Origin of the sequence: uncultured Brachyspira sp., assembly GCF_934747485.1 — a bacterium.
Taxonomy (GTDB): Bacteria; Spirochaetota; Brachyspiria; order Brachyspirales; family Brachyspiraceae; genus Brachyspira.
The window spans coordinates 36,170-47,242 of record NZ_CAKVGN010000015.1; the positions used below are offsets into that span (position 1 = coordinate 36,170).

Genomic DNA, 11,073 nt, shown 5'->3' on the forward strand with positions numbered 1-11,073 from the left:
AAACCGAAAATATAATTTTTTATGAGGATATATATTTATGAATGCTTTACTAACTTTAGGAATAATCGTTTACTCAATAATTTGTATACTGTTACTTTTACTTATAATCATACAAGGCGGTAAAGCAGAAGGCTTATTTTCTAGTGCTCAAGCAAATGTACTTGGAAGCCAAAGAGGAAATGCTCTCACTAAAGCAACTACTATCTTATCTACAATATTTGTTGTAGGAGCTTTACTTATATCTATGGCTATAAGCACTCAAAAAACTGCTTTCGACCAAACAACAACTACTCCTGCTAATGTGCCAACAACAACACAGCAAGTGCCTACAAATAATACTTTACCAGACACTAATTTAAATACTAATAATTAATTTTGATTAATTTAAGAATTGAAATATTATACTTGTTTCAAAAGTGCTTGACAAAATTAGTTGAAAAAAAATAAAAATAATTTTACTTACAAGACAATGTTTTACATGTTGTATAATAATAAATTTTAATGTATATAATTGCAGTCTTTTTGCTTCTTTGTGGCAATACCGAAGGCACTTCCTTCAGTCGTACCGAGTAGGTGCCTTGCCTACGGCACGCAGAGCGTCGGCAAAAGAAGCGGGGGCTAGTCTACTCAAAACTTAAAAATTTTGTTATATAAGTTTTTTATTTTATTCAACTTTTTCCCGTGGCAAAAAGTTGCAAAAAACACAAGTAGTTAAATTTTATATCTAAGAAATTATATAAAATAATACTAATTATATCTTACATACTAAATATTAAACTAAAAACATATAAATATTTATTAATTTAGTTTTGAAACAAGTCTATTTAATTGTCAAAAATAAATAATAGAAGAAGTGTTTTATATATTATCATAAATATACAGCACTTCTTCTATATTATTATCATCATCTATTTTTAATATCTTTTTTTTGCCAGAATCTTTAAATCCGTTTTTTAGATAAAATCTTTTAGCCTCTTCATTTTTATCAAAAACATAAAGGCATAAGTTTTTATACCCATTATCTTTCATGTATGACATGCAATGATTTAATAATTCAGTTCCTATTCCGGAGCCCTGATAAACTGGGTGAACATATAAAGACATTATCTCCCCATAGTTTTCTATGCTGTATCTGTTATTTCCGCATGATATAGCACCTATAACATTATCATCTAAAAGAGCAATATGCACTTCTCTTGTCTTTGTCTTTATACCCTCAGAAAACTCTTCGCACCAATCATCTAAATATATCTTTTTTAAAAAATCTTCCGACACAATATCCTTATAAGATTGCTTCCAACATATAGCATGAAGCTTGCTTATATAAAACACATCATCTATATTAGCTTTTCTTATAACTAAATTCATACTCTCTCTCGATTTATTCGTTATAAGCCTCTTCAGCACTCATTAAAAGGTCAGTATCATCTGCTTTTTTAGAAGCTTTTTCTTCTTCTTTTTTATCTTCTTTTTGATTCTTATCTTCTTTAACAACAGCGTTTTTATTTTCAAGATACTCTTCTAATTTTTCTTTTACCTTATCTGCTCCGCCCATATTAAGTGCCTCTCTAATCTGTATCTCAAGCTCCATACGCATTTTAGGGTCTGCCGCAAGAAGTTCTCTCACCTTCTCTTTACCCTGTGCAATCTGCTCTCCGTTGTAGTAGAACCAAGCACCGCTTCTTGTGATGATTTTTGCCTCCATCGCTAAATCTATTAAAAGCCCCTCAGAAGATATACCCTTACCGAATATTATCTCTAAATTAACCACTTTGAACGGTGAAGATAATTTATTTTTTACAACTTTTATTTTTACTTTATGACCTATAGTATCATCACCTTTTTTAATCCATTCAGTTCTTCTAATGTCAAGCCTTACAGAAGAGTAGAATTTCAAAGCCTTACCGCCTGTAGTAGTTTCTGTAGGACCAGCACCATAACCAGTGGTAGCAATGTTTTGTCTTAATTGGTTAATGAATATTACAGCAGTATTTGTGTTGCTTATTATAGCAGTAAGTTTTCTCAAAGCATGACTCATAAGCCTTGCCTGTAAAGCAATATGAGCGTCCCCTATATCACCAGCAAGTTCTGCCTTTGAAACAAGTGCTGCAACAGAGTCCACAACAACAATATCGAAAGCAGAAGAAGACACAACCCTTTCTAATATTTCAAGAGCCTCTTCACCGCTGTTTGGCTGAGAAATATATAAATTGTCAATATCAACGCCCAAAGCACTCGCATATACTGGGTCAAGAGCATGTTCAGCATCTATAAAAGCAGCATAACCGCCAGCCTTTTGAGCCTCTGCTATAATGTGTAGAGTGAGTGTAGTTTTACCGGAAGCCTCATGCCCGTAAATCTCTATTATTCTTCCGCGAGGAACCCCGCCTACTCCTAAAGCATGGTCCAAAGTTAATGCCCCAGTAGAAATAACATCAACATTAACTGTTTTATTGCTTCCAAGCCTCATAAAAGAGCCGGGGCCGTATTTTTTATTTATCTGGTCGGTAATAGCTTCTATTGCTTCACTTTTACCGTCTTTTTTTACTTCAGTAGTTTCTTTCTTCTTAGTAGCCATATTCTCTCCAAAAATTATTAACTTAAATATCATTTATAAAATTTATTATATTGTACAAAAATACATTATTTTGTCAAGCTAATTATATAAATAAAACTAAAAAATAATTATTTTATTGGCAAAAGTGAAAGCTATAAAGTACTATATCTTTTCTAAATATGTTTATTTTAATTTGTTCATTAATGTCTGCATGAGAGAAGTGATAAATATAAAAAGCACCATAATAGATACATAATCCATAAAGAAAAATATTATAGGCTCTTCATAATCAAAAAAAGCAAAATCCACAAGCAAAAACATTTTATTGTATAAGCCTCTCTTAATAAACAAAACAACTCCGTATATAGAAACAAACAAAGCTATTATTATAGATATTTGTTTTTTAATAAACTTTTTATTTATAAACATACCCCAATGCATTCCCAAATGTGCCGACATAAATACAAAAGCCCAAGAGTTTGAAATCATATGAAGGCGTCTTGTAAACATTCCGCTGTTATGAATATTAAGAAAACCTAACACCCTTTGAGAAAATAGTATTCCGCTAATCATGAGTCCCGCCATACACAAAAAAAGCATAGTGTTAATAAAAGTGTTTAATATTCTATTAAAATTATATTTGCCTTTATAAATATTTTTATACCAATTAAAATTGAGTATATGATGAAGTATAAAAAATATAAAAAGCATAAAGCCCAAATATTCATGCACGGCATCACCTGTAAAGTGATATGCCATTAAAACAAAGAAGAGCAGCGTCATTATTATGTCTACTGTAATTTTAATTATTCTTTTCATCGAAGCTTCTCCTTGAACGAGTTTGCTGTTTTATAGTTTTGTTAATAATATTTTAACATTACATAATTCATTGCTTTTTGGGGACTAGTCCCCCTGCGAAGCGTGCCCTTAAGGGTACGCACCCCCAGTTCTTTTGCGACCGTAGAGAGTCATTCAGGGCGACCTAAGGAAGTACCTTTAGGTATGGTATTGCCACAAAGAAGCAAAAAGGCTGCATTTAATAAAGTATAGCTTTTTATATACAAACAAAATATAAACATTATTTTAGATTTATATATTCCAAAATATAAAGCTAAAAAAATCTCGCACTTTTTGCAACTTTTTGCTGCGGGAAAAAGTTGAATAAAAAACTCATATAAAAGAGATAGTTATTTTATAATATACTAAAAAATTTCAACTTTATTTATTTTAATTATTTGCAGGGCTTTGCCCCGCACCCCAGTTCTTTTGTCGCCACAAAGAACCAAAAAGGCTGCATTTTTAAGTCTAAGTATTATTTTACATCTATTATATTTTATAATATAAAAACATCTATCAACTTTAATAGCCTAGATTCCTTAGCCAATCCAAAACTCTACTTTTTGAGTTCTTTACTTCTGGTCTATACACCCCTATAGGCTCTAACACTTCGCAATTTTCTGGAAGTATGTTTTTTAAATCTCTTATTGTTCTTGATAGTCCTCCTGTGCCATGTGTGCAAAATGGTATTATTGTTTTGCCTGATAAATCATAGCTTTCAACAAATGTAAAAACTGCCATTGGGCATGTATACCACCAGTTCGGAAAGCCTAAAAATATAACATCATAATCATCAATGTTGTTCAATCTCCCTACTAATGCTGGTCTTTCATTGTTGTCCCTTTCTTTTCTTGCCTGGTTCAAACATTCATCATAATCGCTTGAATATTTGTTTTGTGTCTTTATGCTAAATAAATCTCCTCCTGTCTCTTCAGCTATCCAATTAGCAATGAGTTCAGCATTTCCCGGAGATAACATGCTTGCAGAAGTTTCAGCATCTACGTCAATAGAATCAGGATTTTCTACTACTGTATTGTCTGACCAAGTGAAATATGCTATTAATATTTTGTTTTGAGTGCCCTTAATATTTAGAGCATTAATGTTTTGTGAAGTTTCTAAACTATCAACTATATAATCTTTTTTTTGAGTATCATTATTACCGCAAGATAACATAATTATTGATAAAAGCACAAATATTATTTTTTTTATAAACACATTCATCAACACACTCCTTAATAACTTTTAGTTTACATTAAAAAACTTTATTTACCCTCTGATAATTCTCCATACCACCAAGATGCAGTTACGCCTCCGTCCATAAGAAAATCGCTTCCAGAAATAAATGAGCCTCTATCTGTCATCAATAGCTCAGCAACATTAGCAACATCGTCTGGAGTTCCTGCTCTTTTTGATAGGCAAAGCTCAAGCATTCTCTTATACATCGCTCCCCTTGGTCCGTTTAATTCATCGTTCGCTAATGGTGTTATTATTATGCCAGGGCTTATTGAGTTTAATCTTGCCCCTCTCTTGCCCCAATTACCAGATTCATACATCACTCTAAGACAGTTGCATCTCTTTGATAACTGATAGGCTTTTAATGTGTCTGAAGCTTTTTCAAGTATCGGCAAAGATAATAATTCTTCTGTTGGAGTAGTAGCAAGTATTCTATTTTCTTCATCTGTGAGAGAGCCTAAACGATAACCAGATTGAGACGATATTATAACCCCGCTTCCTCCCTCTTCTATCACCTTGCCGAACTCTTCAAGAAGCACCGCTGTTCCATATAAATCAACTTTTAAAATATCTTTAATAGATGCCTGAGATGGTGAAACGCCTGCAGCATTAACAAAATATTTTATCTTTCCTAAACCCTTTGAGAAATCTATAAGTTTTAAAATTGATTCTCTTGAAGAAATATCCGTTTCAAATACAGAAGTTTCAAACCCTGCATTATATAATATTTGTGATTCTCTTTTAGCATTTTCTATATTGAAATCGGCAAGTACAATATGCTTTCCAATTCCTACCCTTCTTGCTATGGCAATTCCAATAGAGCCTGCACCTGTTAAAACAAAAACATCTTTTTTCATTTTATATTCTCCTTATATTTATTAAATCATTCAAGAACCCATTCTGATAAAAGTTTTACCATTTTATAATCCTGATACGAGAAAAAAGAACTTTCATTTTTGTCAAGAGATGAAATTAGTTTTATGTCGCTCTCATCTAATTCAAAATCAAAAATATTAAAGTTTTCTTCCATTCTTTCTTTTCTAACACTTTTAGGTATTACTACTATATTTCTTTTTACAAGCCAATTTAAAATTATTTGAGCTATAGATTTATTATACTTTTTAGCTATGCTTAATAATATTTCATTACTAAACATATTATTTCTTCCTTCAGCAAAAGGAGCCCAAGACTGCATTTGTACATTATATTCATTCATAATAGTTTGATAATCATTTTTTTGATAAAATGGATTTACTTCTACTTGATTTACAGCAGGTACTATCTCATTATGCATTATTAAATCAACCAATCTGTCAGCAAAGAAATTGCATACTCCAATAGCTTTAATTTTTCCATTTTTGTATAACTCTTCCATACATCTCCATTCTCCGTAATAATCACCTAAAGGCTGATGTATTAAATATAAATCCAAATAATCTAATTGAAGTTTTTCAAGAGAATTATTAAATGCTTTTTTAGTATCATCATAGCCGTTTTTTTGTATCCATAATTTTGTTGTTATAAATAATTCTTTTCTGTTTATACCGCTTTCTTTTATGGCATCTCCAACAGCTTTTTCATTTTTATATGAAGCTGCCGTGTCTATTAGTCTGTATCCTGTTTCAATGGCATTTAATACTGCTTTTTTACATTCATTATAATCTTGAATTTGATAAACTCCAAAACCTAAAATAGGCATTTCCAAACCATTATTTAATTTTACGTATTTCATTTTATAAATCCTTTTAATATTATTTTATTCTAATTTTTTTTCTTTTAAATATTTTTCAAGCAAATCAGCTATTTCTAAATTGTTTAAATCTGAAAAAGGAAAATGAGTATTTCCATATATTCCAATTTCTGGAAGAATTACAACATCTACATCAGCATTATAAGATTTTAAAGTTTCTTCCCATTTTTTTATTAACTCTACTCTTAATCTCCACTCTTCCAAATAAGGATTATCAGATTTTTCTTTTGGTATATTATCCCCATAATAAATCACTATAGGTATGCTTGCTAATTTTTTGAAATCATCTTCAGGAATTTCTTTTATAGGAAAATATGCGGGCATACTAATATTAGTAGGAGAAGCATTTTGAGGAAAAGGCAAACTGCATCCGCCAGGCTCATATAAAACTAATGCCTTAACATTTTTATTTTTTATTGCTGTAAAAAATGCAGGACCGGCTCCTTGAGAATGTGCTGCTAAAATTCCTTCTCCTATTCTATCAAATAATGCAGACAAACTATCAGATACTACTTCCTCATCAAAACTGCCAGTATTAGGAGTAACCTGCTGAAAGTATTGAGTTAAAGTTTCTTTATCATTTTTGAATTGCACATTGTCAAAAAAATGAGGCCAAGAACCTATTCTAAACCTATTAAACAAAGACTGTTCATCAGGGGTAGGATTAATAGTTATAGCTACAGAACTTCTTCCAGCTCTTCCTCTCCTCGGCTGATCTACTAAATATACGCTATATCCTTTTTTTAAGAAAATATTTTGAAAACCTTCTCTGCCGTCTGGAGTGGTTTCAAAACTTTTAGCAGATTGTCCGCCGCCATGCAAAAATACTATAGGATATTTTTTAGCATTGACAGGTATTTGATAAAATGCATATCCATGGTCGCTATGATATGTTTGTCCGTTTGAACTTGGAAATAAAGTATCTTTTTCAAATTCTCCATTTGCAGATGATACTTTACCGCCAAATGTGAAACTTCCTTGTTTATCTATAATAATTTTATTTTGCGTATCATTAGAATTATTGCATGATATACTTAATAATATTATTGAAAACACTAATAATAATTTTTTCATTATATAATCCTTAAAATATTTTTTATTTGCTACTGCCTATTAATTATAATAAGCAGTAAGTAAATATAAAAGTTTTATAATATATTAATATTTTGAAGCCATGTTTTTATATTATTTTCTGAGCTATTAACGCTTCCTCCAGATATACTCAAACCCTCTAATATAGTTGAATTAGGACATAATGAAGTTATATCAGTAACGCTTCTTCCCATTCTGCTTCCGCCATGAGTACATAAAGGAGCAATTTTTTTACCGCTGAAATCATGAGTTAATAATAATTGCTTTACCGCCTGCGGAATAGTACCCCACCAATTAGGGTAACATAATATTATAGTGTCGTAGCTTGACAAATTATTTATATTAGCACTCAACCTTGGCAAAAAATCATCATTTTGTTCTTTTCTTGCCTGATTCACAGTGTCATTATAAGAACTTGGATATGGTTCAACGGTTTTTATTTCAAACATATCTGCTTGAGTGAGGTTTTTAATCATATTGGCAGCGGTTCTGGTATTTCCGCCCCAAGAGAAATACACTATTAAGACTTTAGAGCTTTGAGCGTTTAAGCCTCCGACTAATAATGTACTTGAAATAAGCAATGACATTAACATTGTTTTAATTATTTTCATCATTTAAATTCTCCTTGTAATATTAATTTTTAAATTATATTAAATAGGCATGATTGTTAATTAATATAGTTATAATATATTAATGTTATAAAGCATTATTTTTTATTAATAAAAATATCATACATACTTTAAGTAAAAATGCAGTCTTTTTGGTTCTTTGTGCCAATACCGAAGGCACTTCCTACGGTCGCCCTGAAAGACTCCCTTCGGTCGCAAAAGAACTGGGGTTTGGGGCAAAGCCCCAACTATAAAACACAAAAATTAAAAATACTATTATATTTTTTAATTTAGTTTTGAAAGAAGTATAATATAATTTTTTTATCATTTTATATTATTAATTATAGCTATAGCATTCAATGTTCTTGGGTAGCCTATATAAGGTATGCATTGTGTTACAGCTTCTATTAACATATCTTTACTGTTGCCCATCTTAATATTTGCATTCGCATGTGCTATCGCTTGAGGTTCTGCTCCTCCTAATGAAATAAGCATTATGAATGTTAAAAGCTCTCTTGTTTTTAAATCTAAACCTTCTCTTGTATAAAAATCTCCAAAACAATTAGCCGATAAAAAATTCTGTATATGCTTTTGATTAGGTGCGGCATTCGAATGTGCAGTAAGTATCGCATCTCCATACATGCTTACTTGTGTTTCTAACCCCTTATCAAATCTTGTACTTTCTGTAACTGTTGATTGAGATTCTATAGGAAGCGAAATATTTTTTTCTTTAAATACTTCATTTGCCTTTTCTAATGCAGCAAACACTCTAGGAAATCCTACATAAGGCGAACATTGATATAATGCTTCTTTTATCTCTATAGGACTAACTCCAATATTTAAAGCTGTTTCTATATGAGGTTTTATCATATCAGTTCCTTGTGATGCTGTTAAAGAAACTAATGGTACAAGCTCTCTTAATTTAGGCTCTAATGTGCCATGATTATAAACTTCTCCATAAACAAAATTATTAAATATACTTTCTAAATCTGCATCATTAGTTTTAGTTATAGATGCATCTCTTTTTAGTAATTCATTGTATTTAGTTTTTGCTTTTTCTGTCATAGTTAAACTTTCTCCTTTATTTTGTGAATTTGCTATGCATGAAAATACTATTACTATAATAGATAAAGATAAAATAATTTTTAATATTTTTTTCATTTAGTAAACATCTCCTAAAATATTTATTATTTATATTTTTTAATTCACTTAATTAATTCACCCTTTCAATGCGTATATCAAAATTGCCTTTCATATTTGAAAGTTTCTCAACATCTGATACATTTTCAAACCTGCCTAAATAAATTAAATTATTTGAGTATCTGAAATCTCTATAAAATATAGCAATGTTTCCCCAAGGAGCATAATAGGTGATATCGCCTGCTTTAGGGTTTATGCCGTCTGGTTCATTTTCTATATTTAATTTTTTGCTTAAATAAAATATTTTTTCTGTGCTGTTAAAATCTTCTGCTTTAATGCTTAAAGGAAGAAGAGATAAAAAATCGTTTCCTGCTTTTGAATTGTTGATTAGAGCATAGATTTCATTATTGTTAAATGTTAATTTTATTTTAGTAGTTTGTGCAAAAGCGTTCATAGTGAATAATCCTATAAAAAAAGTTATAATAATTTTCTTCATATTTTAGCCTCCTATGTAATCATCATGATTGATTTCATTCTAACTAAAAAGATAAATATATCAAATACTTATGTATTATAATTAATTATAACTAAAAAGCATTACAATTATTTTTTAATATTTAATCAAAATATAAATGTTTTCTTAAATAAAAAATATAAAAAACTTTCTAAATCGTTTGACATTGGAGCATACTCTAATGCTATAATATAATTAATAAAAAAAATAAGAGGTTATAAAATGAGTAAAAAAGTATTAATAATATCATCTAGCCCAAGAAGAGGAGGCAATTCCGATACATTATGCGATGAGTTTTTAAAAGGTGCTAAAGAAAGAGGACATAATGGAGAAAAGATATTTTTAAAAGACAAAAAAATTAATTACTGCGAAGACTGCGGAACTTGCTATAAAAATAATAAGCCTTGCGTACAAAAAGATGATATGAAAGACATTTTAGACAAAATGCTTGAGGCTGATGTAATAGTAATGGCTACACCTGTTTACTTTTACACAATGAATGCCCAAATGAAAACTTTTATAGACAGATGCGTTACTAAATATTTAGAGATTAAGAACAAAGATTTTTATTTTATTGCGACTGCTGCTACTGAAGATGAAAAAGAAATGGTTAGAACTATTGACGGCTTTAGAGGATTTTTGGATTGTTTAGAAGATGCAAGAGAGAAAGGATTTATATTAGCACATAGTGTTTGGAATAAAGGCGAAATCAATGATAAAAAATTTATGCAAGATGCATACAATATGGGGTTAAATGTCTGATTATTTTAATTTTATAAAATCATAAACAATTTCAATATAATTAAAAAATTGGTATATCTTAAAAAAGGTATGCCAATTTATTTTTTTAATATATTTTTTAAGTTTATTAATTTTTATATTCAATTCTCCATTCATTAAAAGTTATACTGATAAATATTTAACGCAACTATATTAAATATTTATGTCTTATAATAAATTATAACTAAAAAGCATTGATAAAAATATATAGTATGTTAGTATAAAAGTAAGGTAAATATATTTTATAAATATATCTATTTTTATAGATGTATTATCAACTTTTTTGCCGCTCAAAAAAGTTGCAAAAAACGCAAATACTACTACATTATATTTTTTTAAATATAGTACAATTCATAAAAATTCGGCTATATTTAAAAATTGATTTATAAAAATGCAGCCTTTTTGGTTCTTTGCGGCGGCAAAAGAACTGGGGGCGTGGGGGCAAAGCCACCACAAATAAAAAACTTAAAAATACATCTATAAATCTATGAGGTACTATAATGGACATAAAAGCTTTGAAATATTTTCTAATTTCGGCAAGAGAAGGTAGCATCACTAAAGC

General features: G+C 29.8%; 13 protein-coding genes. 2 read left to right on the forward strand and 11 right to left on the reverse strand.

The features are described from left to right. Positions 1-37 precede the first annotated feature (37 nt). A complete protein-coding gene (locus tag Q0H31_RS04390) occupies positions 38-373 on the forward strand; it encodes a preprotein translocase subunit SecG (protein WP_295296030.1) in 336 nt (111 codons plus the stop codon). A gap of 485 nt (positions 374-858) precedes the next feature. Here Q0H31_RS04390 and Q0H31_RS04395 read toward each other — a convergent pair whose 3' ends face one another. From Q0H31_RS04395 to Q0H31_RS04440, 10 genes are all read right to left on the reverse strand, one after another. Continuing rightward, complete coding sequence (locus Q0H31_RS04395) at positions 859-1,368, reverse strand: GNAT family N-acetyltransferase (protein ID WP_295296031.1); 510 nt, start codon at positions 1,366-1,368, stop codon at positions 859-861. A gap of 13 nt (positions 1,369-1,381) precedes the next feature. Then, positions 1,382-2,578: a recombinase RecA gene (recA, locus tag Q0H31_RS04400; RefSeq protein WP_295296032.1), complete on the reverse strand. Its 1,197-nt coding sequence runs from the start codon at positions 2,576-2,578 to the stop codon at positions 1,382-1,384. Between the two features lie 162 nt (positions 2,579-2,740). Next, a complete protein-coding gene (locus Q0H31_RS04405; protein WP_295296033.1) occupies positions 2,741-3,376 on the reverse strand; it encodes a DUF4405 domain-containing protein in 636 nt (211 codons plus the stop codon). A 540-nt stretch (positions 3,377-3,916) separates the two neighbouring features. Next, positions 3,917-4,615, reverse strand: coding sequence for a flavodoxin (locus Q0H31_RS04410; protein ID WP_295296034.1), 699 nt, complete (start codon positions 4,613-4,615; stop codon positions 3,917-3,919). 41 nt (positions 4,616-4,656) lie between these two features. Then, a complete protein-coding gene (locus tag Q0H31_RS04415; RefSeq protein WP_295296035.1) occupies positions 4,657-5,484 on the reverse strand; it encodes an SDR family oxidoreductase in 828 nt (275 codons plus the stop codon). A 26-nt stretch (positions 5,485-5,510) separates the two neighbouring features. Further along, positions 5,511-6,359, reverse strand: coding sequence for an aldo/keto reductase (locus tag Q0H31_RS04420; protein WP_295296036.1), 849 nt, complete (start codon positions 6,357-6,359; stop codon positions 5,511-5,513). A gap of 24 nt (positions 6,360-6,383) precedes the next feature. Beyond that, complete coding sequence (locus Q0H31_RS04425) at positions 6,384-7,451, reverse strand: alpha/beta fold hydrolase (protein WP_295296037.1); 1,068 nt, start codon at positions 7,449-7,451, stop codon at positions 6,384-6,386. A 74-nt stretch (positions 7,452-7,525) separates the two neighbouring features. Beyond that, a complete protein-coding gene (locus Q0H31_RS04430) occupies positions 7,526-8,083 on the reverse strand; it encodes a flavodoxin (RefSeq protein ID WP_295296038.1) in 558 nt (185 codons plus the stop codon). 318 nt (positions 8,084-8,401) lie between these two features. Then, positions 8,402-9,238: a carboxymuconolactone decarboxylase family protein gene (locus Q0H31_RS04435; protein ID WP_295296039.1), complete on the reverse strand. Its 837-nt coding sequence runs from the start codon at positions 9,236-9,238 to the stop codon at positions 8,402-8,404. 52 nt (positions 9,239-9,290) lie between these two features. Continuing rightward, positions 9,291-9,713, reverse strand: a complete 423-nt coding sequence (locus tag Q0H31_RS04440) for a cyclophilin-like fold protein (protein ID WP_295296040.1) — start codon at positions 9,711-9,713, stop codon at positions 9,291-9,293. Positions 9,714-9,953: 240 nt separating this feature from the next. On the opposite strand from Q0H31_RS04440, the gene Q0H31_RS04445 reads away from it, so the two are divergent. After that, the gene (locus tag Q0H31_RS04445) at positions 9,954-10,493 is read left to right on the forward strand and encodes a flavodoxin family protein (protein WP_295296041.1); all 540 of its coding nucleotides are present in this window, start codon (positions 9,954-9,956) and stop codon (positions 10,491-10,493) included. A 343-nt stretch (positions 10,494-10,836) separates the two neighbouring features. On the opposite strand, the gene Q0H31_RS04450 is transcribed toward Q0H31_RS04445, so the two are convergent. After that, positions 10,837-11,073, reverse strand: a 237-nt coding sequence (locus tag Q0H31_RS04450) for a hypothetical protein (protein WP_295296042.1), incomplete at its 5' end; no start/stop codon positions are given.

Bases quoted from the DNA above. Each gene is read 5' to 3' on its own strand.
- Q0H31_RS04390 (WP_295296030.1), top strand. From the start codon at position 38: ATGAATGCTTTACTAACTTTAGGAATAATCGTTTACTCAATAATTTGT.
- Q0H31_RS04395 (WP_295296031.1), bottom strand. From the start codon at position 1,368: ATGAATTTAGTTATAAGAAAAGCTAATATAGATGATGTGTTTTATATA.
- recA (WP_295296032.1), bottom strand. From the start codon at position 2,578: ATGGCTACTAAGAAGAAAGAAACTACTGAAGTAAAAAAAGACGGTAAA.
- Q0H31_RS04405 (WP_295296033.1), bottom strand. From the start codon at position 3,376: ATGAAAAGAATAATTAAAATTACAGTAGACATAATAATGACGCTGCTC.
- Q0H31_RS04410 (WP_295296034.1), bottom strand. From the start codon at position 4,615: ATGAATGTGTTTATAAAAAAAATAATATTTGTGCTTTTATCAATAATT.
- Q0H31_RS04415 (WP_295296035.1), bottom strand. From the start codon at position 5,484: ATGAAAAAAGATGTTTTTGTTTTAACAGGTGCAGGCTCTATTGGAATT.
- Q0H31_RS04420 (WP_295296036.1), bottom strand. From the start codon at position 6,359: ATGAAATACGTAAAATTAAATAATGGTTTGGAAATGCCTATTTTAGGT.
- Q0H31_RS04425 (WP_295296037.1), bottom strand. From the start codon at position 7,451: ATGAAAAAATTATTATTAGTGTTTTCAATAATATTATTAAGTATATCA.
- Q0H31_RS04430 (WP_295296038.1), bottom strand. From the start codon at position 8,083: ATGATGAAAATAATTAAAACAATGTTAATGTCATTGCTTATTTCAAGT.
- Q0H31_RS04435 (WP_295296039.1), bottom strand. From the start codon at position 9,238: ATGAAAAAAATATTAAAAATTATTTTATCTTTATCTATTATAGTAATA.
- Q0H31_RS04440 (WP_295296040.1), bottom strand. From the start codon at position 9,713: ATGAAGAAAATTATTATAACTTTTTTTATAGGATTATTCACTATGAAC.
- Q0H31_RS04445 (WP_295296041.1), top strand. From the start codon at position 9,954: ATGAGTAAAAAAGTATTAATAATATCATCTAGCCCAAGAAGAGGAGGC.